Source organism: Psychrobacter sp. M13, assembly GCF_030718935.1.
GTDB lineage: Bacteria > Pseudomonadota > Gammaproteobacteria > Pseudomonadales > Moraxellaceae > Psychrobacter > Psychrobacter immobilis_G.
Genome location: NZ_CP132194.1, coordinates 2,138,025 through 2,163,542, shown reverse-complemented (window position 1 = coordinate 2,163,542; position 25,518 = coordinate 2,138,025). Strand labels below are relative to the sequence as shown.

Genomic DNA, 25,518 nt, shown 5'->3' with positions numbered 1-25,518 from the left:
AGACCTATTGCTTACTGTTTCAGCATAACAAGGATTCAGCAAAAATGTACCTGTAGATATCTACAGGTACAGGAGATAGGAGTTGATTTTATGAGGAGCTAGGTTTGTTTTAATATGATTAAACTAAGCGGGTTCTAAAAGAAGTGCTACGTATTTACATCACTGATCAGTTTTAGTCGCTGTGGCTGAGGTCAGCTCATCATTAGGTAGCATTTGAGTAGTCGTAGCAAACGGCTTTGTGGGAATAGGATAGTCAACGTCTTTAGGCATCAGCAAACGCATATGGGGGTAAGGGGTTGAGATGTTAGCCTTATCAAAGGCAAGCTTAATCGCCTCTTGCAGGTTTTCTTTAATCTTAGGTATACGCGCGACTGAGGCGGGCTTGACCCAAAAACGCACAATAAAAAACACCCCATACTCCCCAATCTCAGCGACAGTAGCCGAGGTTTCAGGACGACTTAAAATGACCTCAGTATCCTCTAATATCTGCAAAATCTCTTTACGCGCTGTATCAATGTCATCTTCAAATGCAATACGCATACGAATATCAAAGCGGATGAAGTTTTTTGAAGTAATATTAGTGACTTCAGAGGAGGCCACATTAGAGTTGGGAATAATGACGGTGATGTTATCTCGAGTGAGTACATGGGTAGTACGTAGGGCGATAACGACCACTCGGCCCTCATTGCCATTGATATTCACCCAGTCGCCTACTTGAAACGACTGCTCAAGCAAGATAGTAATGCCTGCAATAAAGTTAGCTAGTGTCGACTGCGCAGCAAAACCAACGGCTAAACCTGCGATACCTAAACCTGCGACTAAAGAGACAATATCAAAGCCAAACTGCGCCATAACGCTGGCAAGCCCCAGCACTAATAACAGCACTGATAATATATTTTTGAGCAGCTGTTCGATAGAGGCGTTTAGACCATAGTGCTGCAATACTTTGTGAATGATCTGTCCTGATGAGGCCCATAATACGTAGTAGATACCCGCCCAAATACAGGCTTTAGCCGTCGCCTTTACAGTGGCTGGCTCAAAATTAATCTGACTCATAACGGCAATCAAGCTGGCAACTACCCAAACATAGCGCAGTATAGAACGAACAATTTTCGCGCGACGTTCATTCAAATGTAAGCGGGAGCTATTGTGTTTTAAAAAATATATCGCCAACCAATAAAAAAATCCTATTACCCCGAGCAGGATTAGGATTTTGATACCCGTGCTGGTTAGCTCTGCTGCATAAGCTGACCAATCTAAGGTATCTTCATCTATCGAACCGCCAATCGCCAAATAAAGACTGGTATATAAATCATGAATGATTTCCTGAAAAAAATCAGTAACAGTAGCGATTGCCATTTTATCATCCATGCTTGTTTTAGAAGGGGCCTATTTTAGAAGAGGCCTGTTTCAAAATAGACTTAGCATAGAAGTTTAACTGAGGCGCTGGTTAAAAGCCATCTTCTTGAGTATCAAGAGACTGAAAAGGTATGTCCATTTTATGTTGCACATCGCGTAGTGCCGTTCGCAATCCCTCCAGTATAGTAGGATGATAAAAAGGCGTATCAAGCAGCTGCTTTACACAAATATCATTAGTAATAGCAGTCGCTAATATATGACCAATGTACTCAGCAGCAGGACCTACCATACTAGCCCCGAGTATCTTATCCGTCTCTTTACAGGCATAAATATGCAGTAAACCACAGTTGACACTCATGATACGGCTGCGTCCTTGATTATCGAAACTTACTTTACCAATGACGTACTCAAGATCAGGATCATCCTCGATTTCTTGCTGCGACATACCGACATTAATGATTTGTGGTGAGGTAAATATAATAGAGAAAGGGGTAGCTGGTGGACGAATATAAACCTCGTCATCTTGCTCACAGACGCGACTACCGGCACTATAACCCTCATCACTAGCGACGTGTAATAGAGGGATATGGGCATTAGCATCACCGACGATATAGACATCAAGATCACCAATCTGACCCGTATCTATTTTCAGATTTTTGGGACGGTTTTTATCATCAAGCTCAACACCAAGGTTTTCAACGCCTAATTGATCGATATTATTGCGGCGTCCAGTAGCCACTAACACCTGATTACCTTCCCAGCGCACCTGATTACCGTCTTTATCTGTATAGTCAATGAAGGCAACTAAGCTGTCATCAGCAAAAACTGTACCTACTTCTGTTATTTCACTATCAAGGTGCATCTTCAAATCTGCACTTAAGCAATCGATAGCCTTTGCATTAATGTCTTTATCTTTGAGTCCACCGACGCGGTTTACGCGATTGAATACCGTGACGGCAACCCCTAAACGAGTAAAAGCTTGTGCCATCTCTAAGCCTATCGCGCCCGTCCCGACAACCGCCATCGACTCAGGTAGATCAGACATATCGAATATGGTATCTGAGGTGAAAAGGGTATCGCCTAACTTTTTATCCCAGCCATCAGGGATAAAAGGGGAGCTGCCTGTAGCTATAATGATTCTATCCGCTTGAATCAGCTCGTCATTGACCTCGATTAAACCTTGCTTATTAATATGGGCGTGACCGGCTATCTTTTTATCATCAGGCCAACTATCGACTTGTTTATGGATGTAGCTCTCAAAATGACTACGTTCGGCTTGTACTCGAGCCATGACTTGCTTGCCATTTATCGTCACCTCGCTATGAATACCGAATTGCTCTGAGTACTTAGCGTCATGCGCGCGATCAGCCGCCGCGATTAATAGTTTGCTAGGCATGCAGCCTACGGTCACACAGGTGGTCGTCCAAAACCCTTCGTTAATAATAACGATGCTTTTGGTGGTTTTACTCGCTTGACGAAAGGCGTTTTGACCTGCTGTACCTGCACCAATTACCGCGACATCTACGCTACGGGTTATTTTTTGGATTGAGGACTGCTCAGAGGATAGGTCGGTATCAGCGCTATTTTTAGATTTACTCATAGTTATTATTCTCGCATTAGAAGTATTTAGTGCACATTAGTAATCATCATTATGAGCTAGTATACAGTTAGTCATTGTATTGCCAGTCACCGTAAAATATCATCAGTGCTGTTTATTTGATGAGCATATGCATAAGTAGAGTAAATCAAGATGAATAGACATGCAGCAAGATAAACGTAGTGAGCTGTTGCAAAAATGTTTAGCGCATCAATGCTAAATCAAAAGCAGTCAAAACCCTTCACCAAAGGTTAAGGAGTCAGGGTCGTCAGCAAACGCTCAGCGTAGTCTTTGGCACGCAGATTACGTTGGGCATGAGTCAGTTTGCCTTCTTTATCAAATACGAATGCTGAGCGTACTAAACCGATAGTGGTTTTGCCATACATGTTTTTTTCTTTAATCACCTCAAAATACTGGCAAAGCTGTTCATTGGTATCGCTAATTAAAGGAATCTGTAAATCGTACTTTTCGATAAATTTTTTGTGTGACTCTACGCTATCACGAGAGACGCCAATGATATCGTATTCAAGATCATCAAAAGCATTTAGGTACTGAGTAAAATCATTCGCTTGGGTGGTGCAGCCAGGAGTGTTATCTTTGGGATAAAAGTAAAGGATTAAACCCTTCTTTTTATGAGAAACCAGCTCGCTTAAGCTTATGTCATCTTGGATAAAATGCCCATCGAGCTTGCGAACCAAAGATACTGGAAATGTAGGTAACGCGATGACTTCTGTGGTGGGCTTGGCCATAGTAAATTCCTTTTATAATGAATCGATTAAGTGCTGTTTGTTTTTTTGTTCAAATGGTAGCTTGGTTAGTCTTACACTTTGCGTCTTCATTGGCAACTAGTAGCAAAAAAAAGACTGACAATAATAGCCAGTCTTTGTATTTTAACGTTGAATTGGTATCTATCTTAAGCCACTTTTTGCGGCTTTTTCAGATCAAGTCCTACAGTACATTGCTGCAATTCTTGTTGCATGCTTTTGACATAAGGTAGGGTTGATGGGTTTTTGTTGCTTGCAGCATAGCTTTCTACTTCCCACATCTGACCGATAGTCATTTTGCTACGCACACCGATCGTACAATTGCAAAGTTTAGAGGCTGTATTTTTATCAGCAACTTTGTATTTGACGGCGCCATCAATACAAGTATTTATATTTTCTTGCTTAATATCGACAGCATTAGCTTGTGGTATAACAAATAGGCCGACAGCGACTAGAGGTATCATTTGCAACAGCTTCATATCTTTTCTCTCATCAATAATAACTAAAAATTTTGTATAGACACTAAAATGATCGCTCCTACCATAACAATTTTAATCGGCAAAAAATACTCTGCCTGTGCTGTGATGATGCAATCGAATGTTACCGCTATGTTTATGGCGTCAGATTATTGATAGCGAGTCGGGTCAGTGATACCCGCTTGTACAAAGCCTTGACGGCGCAAAGTACAGCTGTCGCATATACCACAAGCCAAGCCATAGCTATCCGCACTATAGCAAGAGATGGTTTGAGCGTAATCGACACCTAAGCTTAAACCAAGCTCGATAGTTTTTGCCTTAGACAACTGCTGTAAAGGGGTTTGAATGGCTAAATGCTGACCCATTACTCCAGCTTTGGTTGCTAGATTAGCCAGCTGCTCAAACGCTTTGATGTATTCAGGGCGACAATCAGGATAGCCTGAATAATCAACGGAGCTGACCCCAATGACTATATGACGAGCATCAGTAACCTCTGCAACTGCTAGAGCATAAGATAAAAAGATAGTATTACGTGCAGGGACATAAGTATTAGGAATAGCGTCGTTATCGCTTAGCTCATCATCTTTAGTAGAGAATTTATCTGCATTACCATCAGGAATGATCATACTAGGATCGGTGAGTGAGGAGCCGCCAAGCTGCGCAATATCGATATCAATAATACGGTGGTCAACGCCTGCACTTTGAGCAATGCTTTTGGCAGCTATCAGCTCACTATTATGGCGCTGACCATAATCGAAGCTTACCGCAGTTACAGCAGCATAGCGCTTTTTGGCCCAATACAGACAAGTAACTGAATCTAAGCCACCTGATAATAGTACAACGGCGTTTTCATTAATAGGCATAATAACCAAACCATTTATAACTTTTATTTTAAAGGGGACAGTTAGCTTTGTTTTTCAAATACAGGCAGTGGATCAAAACTTACCTCAGCGCGAGGTAGCTTAGCAACATCACGCATGCGCCAATCATCTTGCCCATCATGGCTAACTTGCAAATAGTACTTAGCCTTTAGAGGATCGATATCAGGTGCTTGAGCACTATATTCATTACCGCTTTTATGCTGCAATATAACATCACGATCTTTTTTGATATCAGTAGCATGGGAGATGGATAAAGCCAATTCATCAGGATATGTCAGAGGAGTACCGTTGAGCAGTTTACCCGATTGCAGGCTTTGCTCAGGATAATTAAGGTAAAAAGTAATATCACCATTATCAGCAAACTGCATCTGACCATGCAGATCCAAATCATAAGTGAGCTTATCGCGTGAGACATCATGATATAAAGTCTTACCATCCATATACCAGTCATCACGCACTACGCTATCGCGAATCTGATAAGAGTAATAAACAAAATAAATACACGCCACAACGACAAAAGCAGGTAGTCCAATTACGAAGATAATAACCATGTAATTCTTGTACCAAGGCTGGCTGTCTTGATGCTTAAAATCTGGTGCTGAAGTAGACATAAAGTACCTATTAATAAAAGATAGATAATAAATAATAAAAGATAGATAATAAAATATAGACTTGATATAAGCTTTTATACTGATTATCTACAAAACTAAAGCAAATAGACGCAGTTAATGATGAGATATTAACTACGCACTTGTAAAGATCATTTATTGACCTTGGGTAGTAAAGACATTATCTTTACTAACGGTATACTGACCATCTTCACTAACGACATTGAGAGTAACAGGCGTTTGTCCCTTATCAATGATAGCTGGGTCGCCATAGATACTAACTGACATATCAAAGCTCTCACCTGGTGCTAAAGGCACATCATTAAAACGCAGCTGTAAGCTCAATCCATCTTGCGGCGCTAGAGTAATTTTATAAGTATGCTCATCTTGAGTCTTATTAGTTAGCTTGACCACATAACTGTTTTCAATCATACCTTGCGCATTAGTAGAGGACAGCTGGTTACGATCTCGGCGAATATCAATCTCTAATGGTACGCGATCGGTCAAAGCATAAACGAGACCACCACACAACACTAGCAATAGCGCTAAATAAGCAAATAGACGTTTACTAAACACGCGCGTATCTTCTTTTTCAGCCAATTGACGCTCAGTAGTATAGCGAATGAGTCCGCGTGGATAGCCAACTTTGTCCATAATCTCATTACAAGCATCAATACAAGCAGCACACTGAATACAACCCACCTGTAAGCCATCACGAATGTCAATACCAGTAGGGCAGACCTGTACACACATCTGGCACTCAATACAGTCACCTAAATCTTCAGGATTCGTACCTTTTTTGCGCGCACCGCGTGGCTCACCGCGCTCATAATCATAAGAGACAATTAATGTGTCTTTATCGAACATGACGCTTTGAAAACGACCATAAGGGCAAATCTGAATACACATCTGCTCACGCATGTAGCCTGCATTAGCATAAGTGGCAAAGGTGAAGATAAACATAGATACCCATACCCATGTTGGCCAGTCAGGAAAAGGGATAATCCCAATCATTTGCCAACTGCCATACAAAGACTCAGTACCAGATACATAGCTGACAAAAGTCGCCGCAGTGATAACAGATAAAGCAAACCAAATAAAATAGATCAAACCACGTTTAAAGGCTTTGCTGGCACTCATCGGCGACTTATCAAACTTTATGCGCTTATTACGATCACCGATCACCCACTTTTCGACATACTGATACAGATGTGTCCAAATCGTTTGCGGACAAGCATAACCGCACCAAACCCGCCCTGCATAAACAGTCACCATAAACAGCGTAAACGCAGCAATGAGCGCAAAAGCGGCGATGAAATAAAAGTCTTGGGTCAAAAAGGTCATGCCAAAGATATAATAATGTTGAGAGGGCACATCGAACCAAATGGCCTGCCTGCCATCATAGCGTAACCAAGGCAACAGTAAAAAAAGTGCCAAGAAAAAATACATGCTGACGACGCGGATATTTTGATAAAAGCCTGTAACGAATCGAGGATGAATTCGATGCTTAGTAGCATCAAGATCAATTTGCTGTACAGGTATTTTATTAGATGATGGTGCTGACATAAACTTGCCTCTTTAGAAAAAGAATAAGTCTGCTGGCATGAGTAACGAATCTCTAATACAAGGTATAGATGTATGAGCGTGTGCTGTTATCAGTGTCAGTAAATAGTTGAGACAGAATGCGCTATTTTTAGGTTTATAAAGTAAAAATAATTGCGCTAAATAAAATTCAATTAATCAATAAGTATTTTAACATTTTCCCTACTATAGATGGGGAGATATTACAATAATTCAATTATTACTCTCATATATATTATGCTCAAAGCCAGACAGTATCTATGTCCAGAACCACATGCCTGATTTTGATCTCTTTGAGATAATAAAAAAGGAGAGCTGCATTAACAGCTCTCCTTTTAATGATTCTACAGTTGTATAATACTATTCAATAGATAAAACTATGAGCTTAGTTAGCGCTTGCAGCCTCAATATTAGCAACTGGCGCTTTTGCGCTAGCAGTAATGTTTGATGCAGCAGCTGTAACAGGCTTCGGGTTTTTATCCGATAAAGAGTAAACATAAGCGACTACTAGCATGATACGTTCATTACCTAGTTTAGTTTCCCACTGAGGCATAACCCCTGCACGACCATAGCGTAGCGTATCACGAACCGTTTCTCGCTCACCACCATATAACCAAGTACTATCAGTTAAATTTGGTGCACCTGCTGAGATCATACCTTTGCCATTTTTGTCGTGACATAAAGCACAATTTTGTTGAAAAATAGCACTGCCCTGAGCCACTAGAGTCTTATCAAGCTCACCGTTGGCTTTATCACCATTATTAGGTGATAATGATAAAACATATTCAGATGCTGCGCGAACGCCTTCTTCACCGATCTGATCACGCCATGCAGGCATCCCACCGATCCGACCTTTATGTAGAGTTGTCAGTAAGTTAGTAGCCTCACCACCATATAACCAATCATTATCCGTTAAATTAGGATATCCTATCGCACCTTTGGCGTTTGAGCCATGACAAACCGCACAGTTCTGTAAGAATAAACGGCTACCAACTTTTAGGGCTTCTGGACTTTCGGCCAGTTTTTCGATAGCAGGAGCCAGTGCTGCAATCTTCTCATCAATCTGAGTTTGCAGATCAGCAGGTGGCGATTCACTACGACGTAGAGTCGTCTGTAGCTCATCCAATTGACCGAGCGTTTTAGCAGCGCTTGCAGCATCAGCCTTGACTAATATGCTCTTTTCAAAGTTGGCCGTAAATACTTTATCGTTCGCTTCGAGCTCACTAAATAACTCATTGCGTGAAGTCCATGGCACTTCATCACCATCGACCTCTACCGTCGCAATACCGTCCCACGATCCTGGAAACATGGCTGGGAAAAATACCCAATAAGCAACGCCCCAAACGATTGAGCCAAAAAATATTACTAGCCACCATTTCGGTAAAGGCTTGTCATATTCTCGAATACCGTCATATTCATGGCCAGTAGTACCGTCTTCTTCTACCTCTGGCTTATATTTTAATACCATCAGCAAAATACCAAGGATGAAAAGCCAACACCCAAAACTTATGATGGTAATCCAAGAACTCCAAAAAAATGTCATTTTTTATCCTTATTGCGCGGCTTATCAGATAAGTTATCAATCATCTCATCATCAAGCGCAAGCTGTGCATCTTCTTCGAAGCGTTTTTTGTTTTTTGGGGAATACGCCCACCATGCAACACCTATAAAGGCAATAAAAGCAGAAACGGTTGCAATCGTTTGTAATTCACCAATACCCATTAGCGCTGTCCTTCCATCGCTGTACCTAGCTGCTGTAGATAGGCAACCAAAGCGTCAAGCTCAGTTGCACCAAGAACGGCATCAGGAGCACCGTCAATGTCTTCCTCAGTATAGGGAACACCAAAACGATCACGAAATAAACGCATTTTATCTTGTACGTTAGTACCGTTGATCTCATTTTCTGCAAGCCATGGGAATCCAGGCATAACAGACTCAGGTACTAATGAGCGTGGATTGATTAGATGCTGTTTTTGCCAATCCTCAGAATAACGTCCACCTACACGTGCCAAATCTGGACCAGTACGTTTAGATCCCCATAAAAAAGGGTGATCCCACGTTGATTCAGCGGCGCGCGAATAAGGGCCATAACGTTCGACTTCTGCGCGTAATGGTCGTACCATCTGCGTATGGCAAACGTGACAACCTTCACGGATATAGACATCACGACCTTCAAACTCAAGCGCTGTCCATGGCTCCATGGCGGGAAGAGGAGCGTTTACCCCACCTTCTTCAGGTCCTTTGTTATCATAAATCAGTGGTACGATCTCAACCAAGGTTGCAAAGCTAATTGCGATTACGATACCGATGACCAACAAGCCTGTATTTTTTTCAATAATCTCATGCGGTGTACCAGCCATGATCGCTCCTTATACGTTAGCAGTTCGTGGTTCATCAACACTAGGCTCATGATCCGTTGGATCAGCGATATCTACAGGCTTACCCTCTGGCATTTTGAGTGTGCGATAAACGTTATAAGCCATAACAAACATACCTGATACATATAATAGACCACCAAAAGCACGTCCAATATACGGGAAATGTGAGAACTCAACGGTATCAACAAAACTATATACCAAAGTACCATCAGGATTAGTCGCCAGCCACATCATGCCTTGACCGATACCTGAGATCCACATAGAAACAATGTAGAAAATAGTACCAGCTGTAGCTAACCAAAAATGGGTAGTAATTAAGCTAATAGAATACATCTTAGGCTTATTATAGATACGTGGTAATAATACGTATAACGAGCCGATAGTTATCATACCAACCCAGCCAAGCGCCCCTGAGTGTACGTGACCTACTGTCCAGTCGGTATTGTGCGATAACGCATTAACCGTCTTAATAGACATCATTGGTCCTTCAAAGGTAGACATTGCGTAGAATGATAAAGCCACAATCATAAAGCGAATAATCGGATCAGTACGAAGCTTATCCCAGCTACCAGACAAGGTCAGTACGCCATTAATCATACCACCCCAAGAAGGTGCAAATAGAATAATAGAGAACACCATTGCTAATGACTGCGTCCAATCAGGAAGTGCTGAATAATGCAAATGGTGACCACCAGCCCACATATATGAAGCAATCAATGCCCAAAAATGCACAATAGACAAGCGGTAAGAATAGATCGGACGACCAATCTGTACTGGAACGAAGTAATACATCATCCCTAAGAAAGCGGCAGTCAGATAAAAACCTACTGCGTTATGCCCGTACCACCACTGCACCATGGCATCAGTTGCACCGCCAAACAGTGAGTAAGACTTAAACGCGCCAACAGGAATCGCCATACTGTTTACAATATGCAGCAACGCAATGGTAATAATAAAGGCTGCAAAGAACCAGTTAGCCACATAGATATGCGAAGTCTTACGCTTGATAAGTGTACCGAAGAATACGATGGCATAAGAGATCCATACCAAAGCAATCAAAATATCGATAGGCCATTCAAGCTCAGCGTATTCTTTAGTTGAAGTTAAACCTAATGGCAAGGTAATGACAGCTGCTACGATAACCGCTTGCCAGCCCCAAAAGGTAAACCAAGCAAGATAAGGGGCAAATAGCCGAGTCTTACAGGTACGTTGAACAATGTAATAAGAGGTTGCGAATAGAGCAGAGCCACCAAATGCAAAAATAACCGCATTAGTATGCAGTGGTCTTAAACGACTAAATGTCAGCCATGGAATGTCAAAGTTAAGTGCTGGCCATGCCAATTGTGAGGCAAGGAACACACCAAGACTCATGCCGACGATGCCCCAGACGACAGCCATGATAGTAAAAAATCTAACAATAGTGATTTCATACTCACGGTCAACAGGGGCGACTGCTGTGTTATTTAAACTCATTGGATGATTCCTTTACAGCCTGAATGATCAACAGTGATAACCAAAAATTTACATAAGGTATTTACATAAGCGCTTTTCGATAGAATTTATAACAAACGCTCTATAGCGACAAATGCACAGTATAAAATAATGCCAAATATCATTATCGTAACCTTATTAGCTATCAAACTAGGACTATAGCTAGCAAATAGTGGGATTATTAATAAGGTTAGGATAATAAGAAAATGCCGTCTCTGAGAATCAAAACAAGTTGATAAGGTGCGTTAATCTTTATAAAACTAACACTATATAATCTGATGATAGAATTGTTAGTTAAAAGATAAGCTAGCGGCGGCTGACAAAAAAATTAAAACAAAATACTATAAAAAATAGTTACGTAATGTTTAGTTAAAACTTATGATTCTGTTTAAGGTATTGTAACGCAATTATAATTAAATATCATCAAGCTCATGCGCGAAAATACAAACTCTTTGGTAAATATTTTAACTGATAGCTTTTAATAATTGACTGTCATTGATCTAGAATTATGCATATCAATAGATTCGAATAGCTTATCTAAAGCGTGTTGCAAGATTATAGGAAGCTATAATAACAAAATAAATCAATATATCAATATGAATCGTAAGGAATTAGAATTTCTCACTACAAGTAGGTGCTATTTTGTGACTAGTTTACGAAGATAGTCTTAATTAAATGAAGAGGTTTTGTTACAATTTAGTCTATATTGCAATATATGGTCTTTACTTCTGCTGATTCCAAGCCATAATACTTATAGATGACTGAGGCTTTTGGTGTTTTATCTACAAACCTTAATCATGACGTTTACTATTTTATTATGTTCATTATTTTATTATGAGGGGATTTGAGTATGGCCATTTTTTTGACAGATGCATGGTTTGCACAAGCGGAACAATTTGGCAATGAAGCAGGTGAGCTCAACTTGCCACCAGCGCTAGCGAATATGGTAATTAACCTAAAGGTTGCTGATGAAGGTCAAGATATCGAAGCCAATTTTGCTGATGGTTTGTTGCATAAAGGCTTAAATGACAAAGCCACGACGACATTATTATTAGATCGTAGCACCCTACAGTCTATCATTACTGATTTTGATATGAACGAAGTTATGGGCGCCTTTATGAGTGGTAAAATTCGTGTTGAAGGTGATATGTCACAGTTGATGGCATTGCAAACCGCACGTCCTAGCACTGAGCAAAAAGAGCTATTTAAGCGTATTAAAGCGGGTACAACGCTGGCTTAGTGAGCTATTATTTAGCTTAGATAATATCAAGATAAGCAAAAGCCCTTAACTCAGTTAAGGGCTTTTTTGTAGGTGATAGCGATATAAACTATTAAGGTTATGTCGGCTGATTTATATCAGCAGATTCATATCAACTGGCTTGCGGTTGAGTTTGTATCTGGATTTTAGTGTTACTGCTATTTTGGTTTTCTTTATAGATAGCGGCTTGCAACCAGATATTAGCTTGTATGTAATTGAGCACTTTAATAGCTTTTGTCTGTGCATTACTAGGTGCAGCAATACGTACAACGAAAGGATCAGAGTCTTGCTCACGCAGAATAACCACATCAAACAAAATAACATTCGTACCATTAAACATCGTTTCTTGCTTACCTAATACTTGTCCTTGGCACCAAGCCTCATCCTCTTGACCTAAAGTATCACCAAATAAATAAGCGCACATATGACCTAAGTTGATTTCTACTGGCTCCATTTGCTCTTTAGTTGTTGGCTGCCATTTGGCGATTTGCTCCTGGATATCAGTGGGTACTTGACCGTTATTAGCGGCTACAATATCGTTAAAGGCTCGATGATAGCGAATGGCTTCAGCATCCTCAACCATGATGACTTCATCTTGCTCACTGATGCTAATCTCATGCGCCCAAGCACTAAAATTGACAAAGTAGGATTGACCTTGCTGATAAAGATGACGGTTAGCAGTATGAAGTTGATCAAAAGCATAAATAATGCTGCCATCCGCAGTTCGCAGGCGCAGTACTGCATCATGAGTATTGTCATTGACAATCATACGTTCAATCTTACAATTGAGACCATAAGGCCCGTCAACACAGGGATAAGCATTGATGAAGCGCTCAGGCTTGCCATCTTTCATCGCCAATACTTGATTGATATGACAGGGCTGATCCTCAGAGAGTAACAGGCAACTATCTTGCGCGGTAACGTTATCATTAAGGCCTTTGGGCATTGTGGCTTTGGTGATCATCTGCTGTAACCATTCAGGTACATCTTGGCTCATATCATCAGTTAAGATACGCCAGTGATCAGCGTGACCTGCCGTTTGGGCATTGGTTAAAGTGATTTTGGTTGGAGCCTGTAGAATTTTATAATGATAATTGGTAGTCATGAAAATACTCAAAATTAAGTCAGCGGTATCGTCTGGATGCAAAACGCTCAACAAACAATACTGGTGGGTTAATGACAATTCGCCTTTGCGTATAATATATAGGTATAGTGACCAGCAATAGCAAGTCCTGCATAAAAAATAATAACAAAGCTGGTTACCCTTTTAAAAATTAGTCATGGTTTTTAGAAGGTAATAGCATATTCAATAGTACATTTTGACTAAATTGTGTCAAACTATCTCCTTTTTTGCCATTATCGATGAGAGTTAGCTCTCAGCTAACAATGATAAAAAGGTAAAAACAACAGTATTAGTCATCAGTCTGTCTAAAACCATATCTAAGAGTCAAATAGAGCTTAATGGCTTTATATTGATAATCTTAGATAAGATAAAGAGTTTAACTATGTTTCGTCCTTTAGCCCTGTTTATTGGTTTACGTTATACTCGAGCCGAGCGCAGTAACCGTTTTATCTCCTTTATATCTTTAATCTCAATGATCGGCCTAACCCTTGGGGTTGCGGTTTTAATCACAGTATTGTCAGTGATGAATGGCTTTGATCGTGAGCTTAAAACCCGTATTTTGGGTATGGTGCCGCAAGCGACGGTTATCTCAACTGAGGTTGTCGGTGATTGGCAGCAGCTAGCGGATGAGATCAAAAAAGATCCAGAAGTCGTAGCGGTTGCGCCTTTTATTCAACTGCAAGGTATGCTGACATCCAACGGTCAAGTCGCTGGTATTATGGTTACCGGCGTCGATCCTGAATACGAAAAAAATGTCTCAATCATCAACAATCATATGACTGAGGGTAGCATTGATACCTTAAAGAGTGGCGACTTTAGCATCGTGTTAGGTGAAGAGATGGTCCAGTCGCTCGGTCTTCGTATCGGTGACAAAGTGACGTTGGTATTACCAGAAGCATCACCGTCACCCGCAGGCGTTATCCCGCGCTTTAAGCGTTTTACTTTGACGGGTGTATTTAGCATTAGTCCAGAGGTCGATAGTCTAATGGCCTTTATCCCGATGGGTGATGCTGCTAAATTATTACGCCTACCTGAAGGCGCACAAGGTATCCGTCTCAAGCTAGATGATATTTTTACTGCGCCAATAGCGGCGCAAAAAGCAGCAGCTATAGCACCCGATCAGCTTTATCCTAATGATTGGACACAAACTCATGGCAATCTATTTGGTGCGATACAAATGGAGAAAGCGATGGTTGGCCTGCTCCTTTTCTTAATTATTTTAGTGGCGGCATTTAACATTGTTTCAAGCTTAGTGATGCTAGTCACGGATAAAAAAGCTGATATCGCTATCCTAAAGACCTTTGGTGCCTCTCCGCGCTTGATCACTCACATATTTATGGTGCAAGGCGTGGTTATCGGCTTCATCGGTACCATTGCAGGGACTATTCTAGGTATTATCTTTGCTCTAACGGTCAGTGATATCTTGGGCTTTATTAACCAAACTTTTGGTTTGAATCTATTTGATGCCTACTTTATTAATTATCTACCTTCACAGCTGCGTTTAACTGATGTGATCTTGATTACGGGCGCTTCATTCGTACTAAGCTTTTTGGCGACCATTTATCCAGCACGCAGGGCCGCTAAGATTCAACCCGCGCAAACGCTACGTTACGAGTAAGTAGTGGGTAAGTAGCGAGTGAGTAGATAGTTCAATAATAAGTCCACGAGTAGTATCAATAAAAGGGAAACGTGATGTCTGCTATTTTGACAGCGACTAATATTAGTAAGATATACGATGAGGGTGCGGTGCGCACTCAAGTATTGACAGGTCTAGATTTATCAATAAATCCTGGCGAGCGTGTTGCTATTGTCGGTACTAGCGGATCAGGCAAGAGTACTCTGTTGCATTTACTTGGTGGACTCGATACACCAACAAGCGGTGAAGTCTGGCTACATGGCAAATGTCTCAATCATATGAATGAGACTGAACGCGGTGCAATGCGTAATCAGCATTTAGGCTTTATTTATCAGTTCCATCATCTATTAGCTGAGTTTACAGCGATAGAAAACGTAGCGATGCCACTGCTTATGCGCCCAAAAGTGTCGACCACTGAGGCACGTGCGCAGGCGGTCGAGATTCTAGAAAACGTAGGATTAGGTCATCGCTTGCAGCACAGGCCAGGTGAGTTATCAGGTGGTGAGCGTCAGCGGGTGGCGATTGCACGCGCTTTGGTGACAAAACCCTCGCTTATATTAGCGGACGAGCCTACGGGTAATTTGGATTATGATAATGCCCAAAGTGTATTTGGGATGTTATCTGAGCTGCAAAGCACGATGCAGACAGCATTACTCATGGTCACTCACGATCGTAGTCTAGCCGCTTTGGCCGATCGTCAGCTATTACTACGTAATGGTCATTGGGAAGAGTATTAGGTTTGATTAGTAGTTTTTAATTTGATTAATGCCAAATGTTTTCTGTAGATAAAACCAGCCTCTTAGGAATAGTAATTTATATTCCTAAGAGGCTGGTTTTTATTGATCTAACTTACGCTTTTTGGCTAGATTTTGTGGCCGTTTTTGCCAGCTAACCACTGTCTTATATCGCCAGATAGCCTTAAATGCTAAGCCGCAAATCACACTACTGACAATAGCTAATAGCGTCAGCCCCAAGCAAAAAGCGCCGAGCGATACCACACCTTTATAAGTGACAAAAGGGTTGGCGCCACCTGCTATAATCCATAAGCTAAAGTCAGTAATCATCCGCCCAATCAGCCTCAGGCTGATCATCGGCACATCTAGAATCTTTGCCCCTATACAATAACCTGCATAAAATATAGGCAGGGTAGTAAGTGGATTGGTAATCCAAGTCAGTCCAAGTGCCATTGGCACGTTAGCTCGGAAAATCAACGCACCTATCAAGGCCAGTAACATCTGTCCTGGCAAAGGGAAAAAAGCGCTGAGTACCCCAATATAGACGGCTTTATTCAAGCTGTGACGATTGAACTGCCATAATCTGGCATCTTTTAAATGCGGGGCAAAAAATTTTAGGCTACGACTCTCAAGAATCTTTTCAGGCGTGGGCAGCAGATTTTTAAGCTGTTTTTTGGGCACAGTCTTGCCTTTAATTATTGTCCATAGTGCACTACTCTAAGTAGATCATGTCTAAAATGATTTAAAAAAGATAGTCGAAATGAATAGGGTATACAAAAAAATAGAGGTACTGTAAGGTTTATTCGTGGCAACAATCTTAATCAGTATAGGGTAATATAAATACAATTGCTATGACTACAGCTTATGTCAAGGGGGCCGCTAGTGTACTGGTTACTGAGCATCCTTATTCTGGTGCTGATGATGGCGACACTAGCTGTTACAGGCGACTCAGTATTGCCCATGAGTCCATTCTCTGAGGCGTCGGCTTACTTTACTATTTGGCCTTTTTTAATCGTTATTGCGATGATTTTACTATTCATCAGTCAATGGTGCAAATGGCGTATAGTTTCTAGTGACAAGATAAATGTACAAGCTGTCGATCAATTAACTGGCAAAAAGCAATCCATCTTAACTAAAACATCTTCTCAAAATCCAGCACTCATAAAGTCACTGTCTCGTATTCTGTGTTATCCACTAATGGCTTTGCTGGCATTACTACTCGTTGTCGGTAGCGGCTTGCAAGTTCTGCACAGCCATAGCCAAGCAGAAGATACAAAAGTGACTAATGCTATGCGAGTACAAGCGCTAGTCACAATCGAGGGCATAAGCGATAGTGTTTACGACCCAGCTAATAACAGTGGCTATCGACAGGTTGCAACCGTTAGCTATATAGCGCCCCTAATAGCTGAACTTAGTGCGCAGGATTTGAACCGTCTAACACTTGAGCAAGTGCTGGCTAGAAGTAGCGATGATAGTAATAGCAGTCAAAATAGCAATAGCCAAAACAATATCGCATCACTGTCAAAACATCGTATTTTACTCAGCGCTTATCCCAAAAAATCTACTGACTTTAGCAACTTTGACTCCCTCAATACTCTACAACCAGGCGATCAAGTACTAATGAGTATGAGCCTAGCACCGCTTGCCAGCTCGCAAGACGCTATCAATAATCCAACAGGCTTTGATAGTTATCGCTGGCTACGGGCTCGGCATATCGATGGGGCCGCCACTATACTAAGTGTTGGTAAGCCATTTGGTAATAGTGTTGACGAAAGCAACACAGTGCTTAAAAACTTATCCTCTGCAGACTCTTATCTTAAGCGTATTCGCACGCGTATTGATCAAGGACGCTGGCAATTACGACAGACATTTTATCAAGACTGGTCATCATTTACGCCTGATCAGCAGCAAGCTCGTGCGGTCACTCTAAGCTTATTGACTGGTGATCGAAGCCTAATTAATCGCGAAACTAAAGACTTATATCAGCTGGCAGGCATCTCGCATCTGCTGGCTATTTCGGGTACTCATGTTTTATTTTTAGCGATTATCATGGCGGCGCTAGCGGTATTAATTTTTGATAAATATTTTCCAACCTTATATCGTTATGTACCACGCTGGCAATTGCGTTGGGTAGTGATGATCAGCGCCGCTTTTGTTTATGCACTATTTACAGGCTTTGATGTACCCGCCGCCCGTACTGCATGGATGCTCTTAGCTATTGGTGCTATGCGTCTGACTCTATTACCTGTGAGTACTATGCGGGTATTGCTAGCGCTTGCAGTAATAATGGCATGGATTGATCCTTACGTGCTATGGCAAGCGGGCTATTGGTTATCTTTTGTCGCAGTAGCGCTAATCCTAAAGTATGACGCTAGTCTTAACGATAAAGATAGTCAGGGTCATATGCAATCTGACCTTAAAGCTAGGCAACCGCAGGGTTTGATAGATAGTAATTTTGCTAAAGCTTACGTCAGTTTTAAGCGCTTATTTAAGCTGCAATGTTGGTTATTTATAGCGTTATTGCCGATTACCTTAATGCTATTTGGCAAAGCTTCATTATGGGGCTTAGTCATTAATCTGTTCGCTATTGGGCTGTTTGGCTGGGTTATCGTCCCACTCAATCTACTGGCAGGGCTGTGTTATCTGATAGCGCCTAGTATTGCCACAAGTCTGTGGGCGCTGGTGATTAGCTTAGTTAGTAGCTTACATGAGCTGATAATTTGGCTTACCAGTATGCCAGCGCTGAGTAAAGCTTGGCTCTATACCCCAGTCAATAGCGCTATATTAATAATGGCAGGACTAGTGCTGATACCTTGGCTGCTACCACGCGGACTGCTCAGTCGTTGGCTGGCATTACCACCGCTTAGCTTGCTAATAATGACCGTCTACGCCAATCAACAAGCAATAACCTTTACGCCGACGTTATATGTGTTACCGACCAACGATAGTTATATAAGCGCTGCTGTTATGCAATATCCTGTCGACACCGTTTCTAATGATAATAAAGCAAAGCCACAAAGTATCAGTTGGCTAATTTTAGCCGATCACAGACCTAAAGACACGCGTACTATGGCAAGTACACTAAGCGCAGATAAGCTTGCCGCTATATTGGAGCAGCAATTAGGCACACTAACGATCAAACGCTTAGAGGGTATAGTCGTGCAAACGGACGCTACATTGTTGGCTGAAACCGCTATGCAATTAAGCCAACATCTACCTACTAAGCACTATTGGCAAGCAGGTAAAATTCATGTTGCAAATGGTTTGAATAATGACGAAAAGCCCTCGATTAGCATGCAGGAGTGCATAGCAGATAAAACTTGGCAGTCAGGAGATAGTAAATTAAAAATACAAGCGCTAACGGGTTGGAGCACTATAGATGATGCTAGTGTTTGGGATTGTAGCTTAGCTATAAAAAGTGACCAGCCTATTCTTATTTTACAATACAACGCGGCTGATCCTTTGCAGTCACCTGTACTAATAAGTCAGCACTTAACGGACGCTAGTGTGTCAAATACCGATAACATTGATAGCCGAACAGATGCTAGTCCATTAGCAAATCCACAAGCTATAACGAATCAATCGCGTCTAGTGCTAGATGCATCCACTCATCAGCGGCTTTGGCAATTATGGTCACTATTATGTACAGTAGATACATCATTAGTTAGCGCAAGCGGTGCGATAAATAGCACTGACAATATTAGCAATACAATGCAGACAACGTGGCTGGCGCATAGTGGCTCAAACGTACCTAAGACTGTATTAATAGCTCAGCAAGTCCAGCAAGTATTGAGCTACGATAATAAAACGCTAGAGACAGCATTTGCGCTCGATGATAATGCTGGTAGCAATGCTAACAATCAGGAGCAAACCATAGAATAAAAATGATGATAAATTTGCACAATAAAGCTACTTTAGATTTTTTTAGTTTTGTTATGCTGGCGCTATTGAACCTTAAGGTAAATAGCACCATAACTAACCAGCTGCATAAAAATAGTAGTAAAATTTTAACGGTTATTTTGGCAGCTCTTTAAATCTAGCCAGCTAATACTCTTATATTTGCAGCGTTTTATATTGTCTCTAACCTAGGAAGTTATATGCCCAATTGGCCACCAGATCCCAATAAACGTTCTGATAATGTCAATCAGCCCGCACCAATGCAGCAACAGCCAACGGGACAAGAATGGCGTCTTATTGAAAACACTTTACTTGCCAGTGTCCAAGAGCAGCGTCGAGCTCGGCGCTGGGGTATCTTCTTTAAGCTCCTAACCTTTGGTTATATTCTATTGGTGTTTTTGACGATTGGTCGTGGCTGTAGTAGCGACGATTCCTCTGCTATTGAAGGCGTCAGTACCAGCCAGCCGCATTTAGCCGTTGTTGAGCTACAAGGCACCATCAGTACTAATGATTTGGCTAATGCTTATGATGTTAATAAAGCTTTGACTCGTGCTTTTGAGAACACCAATTCCAAAGCAGTAGCGCTCGATATTAATTCGCCTGGCGGCTCGCCTGTACAGTCCGATGAGATTTGGCAGACGATGATGGATCTGCGTCAAGAATATCCTGATAAAAAGCTCTACGCAGTGATCGGTGATATTGGCGCATCAGGCGCTTATTATATCGCCTCAGCAGCGGATGAGATCTATGTCAATCCTTCAAGCTTAGTGGGTTCCATTGGCGTAATTATGCCAAGCTATAATATTGAAGGACTTATGGATAAGGTTGGCGTCGAAGATCGCACGATTACCGCAGGCGAGTATAAAGATATCTTAAGCTTGACTCGTCCCTTGACAGATTATGAGGCGCAACATGTCGAAAATGTGTTGGCCAATACTCATAAGCACTTTATCGATGCGGTAAAAGAAGGCCGTGGTGATCGTCTCAAAAATGCCGAAGAGAATAAACTATTTTCAGGCTTATTTTGGACAGGTGAGCAGTCTATCGCGCTAGGCTTAGCGGATAAGACGGGCAGTATCAGCACTTTAGAGAAGCAATTAGAGCTTGATAATGTTGTCAACTATACGCCTGCAGATCCGTTCCAGCTATTTATGGATCGCTTTGCTATTAAGATGGGCGCAGGAGTAGGCTCTAGCATTAATTTTGATATTCTACCTAAAGAGGATTCTAACGCGCAGATGCGTTAGTATTCATAACAATGAGGCTGGGCTATAAATTATGGCTCAGCTTTTTATTATCTAGCGGACAGCCCCCAATAAAGTTCAATGAGAATAAATTATGAGTGCTATCGATGCGCAGAGCTTTGCCGCGCTACCTAAATCTAAACTGACCAATAAGCCTGTACTACATTTTGCTCATGCCAACGGTATACCAAGCGCAGTTTATGAGCCATTATTTATAGGTTTAACGGATTTTTTCACTATCGAATATATTGCGATGTTGGGCAATCATCCTGATTATCCCGTTGATAATCATTGGCGTAGCTTAACTCAGCAAGTTATCGATAGTGTGCAAGCGGCTTGCGACAAGCATGGTGTTGAGCAGTTGGTTGCTGTGGGTCATTCACTCGGCGGCATGTGTACGCTACAGGCGTTATATCGTGCGCCCAAGTACTTTAGCCAAGCCGTATTGTTAGATCCGCCGTGGCTGTATGGCAAGACAAGTTTGCTATGGCATTTGGCCAAAACCACGGATAGACTACCCCTGATGAATCATCGGCTCATGGATAAACTCTCGCCAGCGGGTATCTCTAAGCATCGCCGTGATGTGTGGGATAGTCGGGCAGACGCTTACCAGAGTTTACGCGGCAAAGGCTTTTTTAAGCATTTTGATGAGTGCAGCTTTGTAGGTTATATCGAGCATGGTTTGGATGAGCGTGCCGATGGTAAAGTGGCATTAGCTATTCCGAAGTCTAGCGAAGTTGCGGTATTTCGTACTAATCCATCGCTGTACTGGCTCACTCCAAACCGAGCGCCAAAGCCACCTGTGACTTTGATCATAGGCGAGGAGAGTATCTTTTTAAAACGTCGCTTTCCACAACAAATAAAGTCTCGCTTAGGGATAGACTATCAAACTCACAAGGGCGGCCATATGTTCCCGTTGGAGCATCCAGAATCCGTAACTAAGCAAGTGTTAGCGCTTATCGCACAGCAAGTATAGAATTAGAGTAATTCGTTTTTACTACTACTTATGTGCCGCTTCTTTGATAAAAATGACTAATAATAAGAACCTCTTACTAATTAAGTAATCTTTTGAATGAGCTTGCTATGCCAAATACCTTAAAAAACAGCCCCGGGCCAAACGCTTTAAACAAGCAAGCAATCCCCGAGCCCTTATTCTCACGCTTTGGGGTAGTGGCCCTTATTATAGGCATAGTGATTGCATTTTTTGCTAGTCAACTCGTCGGTATTTATTTAGCAGGTAAGTTAGTACTAGCGAATAGTAAAAGCTTAACCATTGGCGATATATTTTATATAGGCAGTAGTGATGGCACGATAGTTAGCTTATCTATCATAGTCAGCTTGCTCATTCTATCACTGCTAAGTGTAGCGATTATTAGCATAAAAGGCGGCAATAGCCGTCACTATTTAGCGCTTAAACCGTTCTCGCTAGCACTGGGCATAGCCATGTTTGGGGTGTTGTTACTATTTATGATCGCCAGTCAAGCGTTGACATATTGGCTGAATAAAGCGCCATCAGATTTTGTTGAGCCGTTATATCAGTCGGTAAGCTCAGTATGGCTATTAGTATTTGCAATAGTCATAGTTGCACCTATTTATGAAGAGCTAATCTTTCGCGGGTTGTTATGGCGTGCTATTAGCGAGCAGTTTGCAGGGCAGGTATTAGAGCAATCATCGACGTCGCCTAAAAAGCAGTTAATAAAGTTTTGGGGCGCTATTATTGCAAGCATAGTGACTAGTCTGATTTTTGCGATGATTCATTTGCAGTATGGTCTTTATGAGATTAGTACCATTGTCGTACTGGCTCTAGTGTTTTGTTATGCTCGCTACAAGTCAGGCTCGTTATTATTGCCAATACTCTTGCATATCATCAATAATGGTGCGGCAATGTGGCTGTATTTATCTGATAAGCTCTGATTTTACATATTAGGGCGTGTTTGATGCCCTTTAAAATAGCCTAAGCATCAGGATTGAGCAGCAGTACCTCATTGGCAGCTTTTTCGATATCGGCAATGGTCAAACTTGGCTTACCACTGAGCGCTTGACGCCATTTGCGCGCGCCACTGAGTCCTTGAAATAGTCCTAGGTAGTGCCTTGCCATAGTCGATAGCGGCTCACCTTTAGCGACTTGACTCTGCAAATGCGGATACAGTTGCGCCAAAATCTCTGAGCGCTTAGGTATCGGCTGATTCCATAAGCTGTTGGCCTCTGCTAGCAGATAAGGATTATGATAAAACGCACGACCAATCATCACGCCATCTATATATTGCAGATGCGTCTTTATATCTTCAACAGTTTCGATACCGCCGTTGATCTCAATGGTTAACTCAGGGAAATCCTGCTTAAGGCGATAAACGTCGTCGTAACGCAGGGGCGGGATTTCACGATTTTGTTTTGGGCTCAGTCCTTGTAGCCAAGCCGTACGCGCATGGACAATAAAGCGCGTGCACCCGCTATCGGCGACTGTTTGGACAAACTGCGCCATAAACTCGTAGCTGTCAAAGTCATCGATACCGATCCGATGCTTAACTGTCACTGGAATATCGACTGCCGCTTGCATATGCTGGACTAGCTCAGCTACTGTATTTGGCTCAGCCATAAGGCAAGCACCGATCTTATTGTGCTGGACGCGATCTGATGGGCAGCCGACGTTTATATTGACTTCATCATAGCCATATTGCTGGGCAAACTGTGCACACTGCGTCATCTCTGTGGTGTCCGCGCCGCCTAACTGTAAGACAAGAGGATGCTCCTCTTTGGCAAAACGCAAGTGCCGCGCGCGATTGCCATATAGCAGCGCACCCGTACTAATCATTTCGGTATACAAATAGACATGCGGATTAAATAGCCGAGCAAAATAACGATAGTCTGTCGTTGTCCAGTCGATCATAGGTGCGACCGACAGGCGCTTATTGCTCATATCTATTTTCATCATTATTGTCCTTATCTATGCTTCAATAATTTTATATTTTTATAATTAAAAGATGTTGTTAATAGTTTTTTACTGATAAATTCTATGTAAGAGACAATTATTGCTGTAAAACCGCATTTATGCGCTTGAACTCAGGCAAACGATAAAAGTACAGCCCCATTATTACGCCGATTAAACCAACAAAGGCAATATAAAGCGCTGGTGAGAAGCTCACAAAAACCGTAGCGTAGGTAAGTCCAAAGGGAACTAAAGCGCCAACAATCCCATACATAACGTTGTAAGAAAATGCAAAACCTGTCAGACGTACATCGGTTGGAAATAGCTGTAACAATACAGCAGGGATCATGCCTATTATGCCCGCACAAAATCCTAATAAGGCATACATAATCAAAATATAATCGCCACTTGCTTGCAGATGATAATAAAAAGCAAACATTTGCGCGATTAGTAATAGACAACCGATCACTAAGATTTTACCGAAGTTCTCGTAATTAGATATAAATCCATAAAAGACACAGCCAAAAAGCAGAAAAATTATACCGAGACTATGGGAAAAATCGAATAGATCGTTATTTAAGCTAAAGCGTAGCTCAATCAAACCGGGCAACATTAAGACGATAACGGTAATAACACTAGAGATCACTAAGGTGAGCATTAGGCCTATAAAGATAGAGTGTTTACAATGCTTAAAGAGTAGAGTAAGTGGTTTTGCCACGTAACCTTGCGGTGTTGATCGTTGCATCTCTATAAAAAACGGTGACTCTTTGATAAAACGCCATGCCAATAAGGGCAGACAGCTCAAAACTGTGGCAACTATAAAGGGAATACGCCAGCCATAGTTAATAAGCTGATCTGGCGTCATAGAGCTAGTAAACCATGCAAAAAAAGCGTTACACAACAGCACACCAATAAAAAAACTGGCTGAAACGTAGCTACAACCAATAGATAAATACTGTCTTGGCACATGCTCAGCAACGAAAATCCAAGTGACCGGAACAAAGATACCAAAAGCCATACCTTGTATCAGACGCAATATAATAAATAAAACGGGTGCTATAAAGCCCCATTGAGCATAAGTTGGCAGACAGCTGATCGCAAGCATAGTAGCCGCAGTAATCAATAAACTAAATAACAATACGGGTTTACGGCCCTTAATATCACCATAACGACCGAAGATTACTCCGCCTAAAGGCCGAGCCAAATAGCCTACGACAAAAAGACCTAAACCTTGCAGCTTAGTAATACGAGGATCAACATTAGCAGGAAAAAAGGTCAATGAAATAAAGTCTGCCATGTATAAATAAATCAAAAAATCAAAAAATACTATAGCGCTACTAAAACAGATGAATAACATCATGTTTCTATCCTTTGAGGACATCAGCGCATATTCAGAACGAGAGGGCATTAGGTCACGTATCCATATATTGAATGATAATACCCTCACTATTATAAAATAATGAGGGCGTTTATTCCAAAAAATTATGATGCAAAGTAAGTTATGATTTTAAGGTATGTTAAACTTTTAAGGTCTTAATATTTAAAATTAAGTTAGCCTCAAAATT

22 protein-coding genes are annotated in these 25,518 nt (G+C 41.6%); 7 read left to right on the top strand and 15 right to left on the bottom strand.

Annotated features, from left to right (window positions below; translation table 11 throughout):
• Positions 1–159: 159 nt before the first annotated feature.
• From Q9G97_RS09045 to ccoN, 11 genes are all read right to left on the bottom strand, one after another.
• Positions 160–1,359, bottom strand: coding sequence for a mechanosensitive ion channel family protein (locus tag Q9G97_RS09045; RefSeq protein ID WP_305898534.1), 1,200 nt, complete (start codon positions 1,357–1,359; stop codon positions 160–162).
• Positions 1,360–1,450: 91 nt separating this feature from the next.
• The gene (locus Q9G97_RS09040; RefSeq protein WP_305898533.1) at positions 1,451–2,959 is read right to left on the bottom strand and encodes a dihydrolipoyl dehydrogenase; all 1,509 of its coding nucleotides are present in this window, start codon (positions 2,957–2,959) and stop codon (positions 1,451–1,453) included.
• 248 nt (positions 2,960–3,207) lie between these two features.
• Positions 3,208–3,705, bottom strand: a complete 498-nt coding sequence (locus Q9G97_RS09035) for a peroxiredoxin (RefSeq protein WP_201569622.1) — start codon at positions 3,703–3,705, stop codon at positions 3,208–3,210.
• A gap of 164 nt (positions 3,706–3,869) precedes the next feature.
• Complete coding sequence (locus tag Q9G97_RS09030; protein WP_305898532.1) at positions 3,870–4,199, bottom strand: hypothetical protein; 330 nt, start codon at positions 4,197–4,199, stop codon at positions 3,870–3,872.
• 146 nt (positions 4,200–4,345) lie between these two features.
• The gene (gene queC, locus Q9G97_RS09025) at positions 4,346–5,059 is read right to left on the bottom strand and encodes a 7-cyano-7-deazaguanine synthase QueC (RefSeq protein WP_305898531.1); all 714 of its coding nucleotides are present in this window, start codon (positions 5,057–5,059) and stop codon (positions 4,346–4,348) included.
• A 41-nt stretch (positions 5,060–5,100) separates the two neighbouring features.
• The gene (locus Q9G97_RS09020; protein WP_305898530.1) at positions 5,101–5,688 is read right to left on the bottom strand and encodes a FixH family protein; all 588 of its coding nucleotides are present in this window, start codon (positions 5,686–5,688) and stop codon (positions 5,101–5,103) included.
• Between the two features lie 153 nt (positions 5,689–5,841).
• The gene (gene ccoG, locus Q9G97_RS09015) at positions 5,842–7,251 is read right to left on the bottom strand and encodes a cytochrome c oxidase accessory protein CcoG (protein WP_305898529.1); all 1,410 of its coding nucleotides are present in this window, start codon (positions 7,249–7,251) and stop codon (positions 5,842–5,844) included.
• 400 nt (positions 7,252–7,651) lie between these two features.
• Positions 7,652–8,809: a c-type cytochrome gene (locus tag Q9G97_RS09010; protein WP_305898528.1), complete on the bottom strand. Its 1,158-nt coding sequence runs from the start codon at positions 8,807–8,809 to the stop codon at positions 7,652–7,654.
• Complete coding sequence (locus Q9G97_RS09005; protein ID WP_305898527.1) at positions 8,806–8,988, bottom strand: cbb3-type cytochrome c oxidase subunit 3; 183 nt, start codon at positions 8,986–8,988, stop codon at positions 8,806–8,808. Before Q9G97_RS09005 ends, Q9G97_RS09010 begins: the two co-directional genes overlap by 4 nt.
• Positions 8,988–9,626: a cytochrome-c oxidase, cbb3-type subunit II gene (gene ccoO, locus Q9G97_RS09000; protein WP_201569610.1), complete on the bottom strand. Its 639-nt coding sequence runs from the start codon at positions 9,624–9,626 to the stop codon at positions 8,988–8,990. The genes Q9G97_RS09005 and ccoO overlap by 1 nt, the downstream gene beginning before the upstream one ends.
• Before the next feature lie 9 nt (positions 9,627–9,635).
• Positions 9,636–11,117 (bottom strand): cytochrome-c oxidase, cbb3-type subunit I, encoded by a 1,482-nt coding sequence (gene ccoN, locus Q9G97_RS08995; protein WP_305898526.1) that lies wholly within the window; start codon positions 11,115–11,117, stop codon positions 9,636–9,638.
• An 868-nt stretch (positions 11,118–11,985) separates the two neighbouring features.
• Between ccoN and Q9G97_RS08990 the strand changes: the two genes are divergently transcribed.
• Positions 11,986–12,375: an SCP2 sterol-binding domain-containing protein gene (locus Q9G97_RS08990; protein WP_305898525.1), complete on the top strand. Its 390-nt coding sequence runs from the start codon at positions 11,986–11,988 to the stop codon at positions 12,373–12,375.
• A 130-nt stretch (positions 12,376–12,505) separates the two neighbouring features.
• Here Q9G97_RS08990 and Q9G97_RS08985 read toward each other — a convergent pair whose 3' ends face one another.
• Complete coding sequence (locus tag Q9G97_RS08985; protein ID WP_305898524.1) at positions 12,506–13,498, bottom strand: hypothetical protein; 993 nt, start codon at positions 13,496–13,498, stop codon at positions 12,506–12,508.
• 400 nt (positions 13,499–13,898) lie between these two features.
• Between Q9G97_RS08985 and Q9G97_RS08980 the strand changes: the two genes are divergently transcribed.
• On the top strand, positions 13,899–15,134 hold the full coding sequence (locus Q9G97_RS08980) for a lipoprotein-releasing ABC transporter permease subunit (protein ID WP_305898523.1): 1,236 nt from the start codon (positions 13,899–13,901) through the stop codon (positions 15,132–15,134).
• 74 nt (positions 15,135–15,208) lie between these two features.
• Positions 15,209–15,889 (top strand): lipoprotein-releasing ABC transporter ATP-binding protein LolD, encoded by a 681-nt coding sequence (gene lolD / locus Q9G97_RS08975; protein WP_201569600.1) that lies wholly within the window; start codon positions 15,209–15,211, stop codon positions 15,887–15,889.
• 99 nt (positions 15,890–15,988) lie between these two features.
• On the opposite strand, the gene Q9G97_RS08970 is transcribed toward lolD, so the two are convergent.
• On the bottom strand, positions 15,989–16,567 hold the full coding sequence (locus Q9G97_RS08970; RefSeq protein WP_227680232.1) for a DUF2062 domain-containing protein: 579 nt from the start codon (positions 16,565–16,567) through the stop codon (positions 15,989–15,991).
• A gap of 201 nt (positions 16,568–16,768) precedes the next feature.
• Between Q9G97_RS08970 and Q9G97_RS08965 the strand changes: the two genes are divergently transcribed.
• The 4 genes from Q9G97_RS08965 to Q9G97_RS08950 all read left to right on the top strand — a co-directional run bounded on the left by Q9G97_RS08965 (position 16,769) and on the right by Q9G97_RS08950 (position 22,941).
• On the top strand, positions 16,769–19,768 hold the full coding sequence (locus tag Q9G97_RS08965) for a ComEC/Rec2 family competence protein (RefSeq protein ID WP_305898522.1): 3,000 nt from the start codon (positions 16,769–16,771) through the stop codon (positions 19,766–19,768).
• Between the two features lie 215 nt (positions 19,769–19,983).
• Positions 19,984–21,030 (top strand): signal peptide peptidase SppA, encoded by a 1,047-nt coding sequence (gene sppA / locus Q9G97_RS08960; protein WP_305898521.1) that lies wholly within the window; start codon positions 19,984–19,986, stop codon positions 21,028–21,030.
• Between the two features lie 91 nt (positions 21,031–21,121).
• Positions 21,122–22,003: an alpha/beta fold hydrolase gene (locus Q9G97_RS08955; protein WP_305898520.1), complete on the top strand. Its 882-nt coding sequence runs from the start codon at positions 21,122–21,124 to the stop codon at positions 22,001–22,003.
• Between the two features lie 107 nt (positions 22,004–22,110).
• Positions 22,111–22,941: a CPBP family intramembrane glutamic endopeptidase gene (locus Q9G97_RS08950; protein WP_305898519.1), complete on the top strand. Its 831-nt coding sequence runs from the start codon at positions 22,111–22,113 to the stop codon at positions 22,939–22,941.
• A gap of 40 nt (positions 22,942–22,981) precedes the next feature.
• Here the strand turns inward: Q9G97_RS08950 and dusA are convergent, their stop codons facing one another.
• Together dusA and Q9G97_RS08940 are read right to left on the bottom strand one after the other, a co-directional pair.
• A complete protein-coding gene (dusA, locus tag Q9G97_RS08945; protein WP_305900313.1) occupies positions 22,982–23,956 on the bottom strand; it encodes a tRNA dihydrouridine(20/20a) synthase DusA in 975 nt (324 codons plus the stop codon).
• 97 nt (positions 23,957–24,053) lie between these two features.
• The gene (locus Q9G97_RS08940; protein ID WP_305898518.1) at positions 24,054–25,313 is read right to left on the bottom strand and encodes an MFS transporter; all 1,260 of its coding nucleotides are present in this window, start codon (positions 25,311–25,313) and stop codon (positions 24,054–24,056) included.
• Positions 25,314–25,518: the final 205 nt, after the last annotated feature.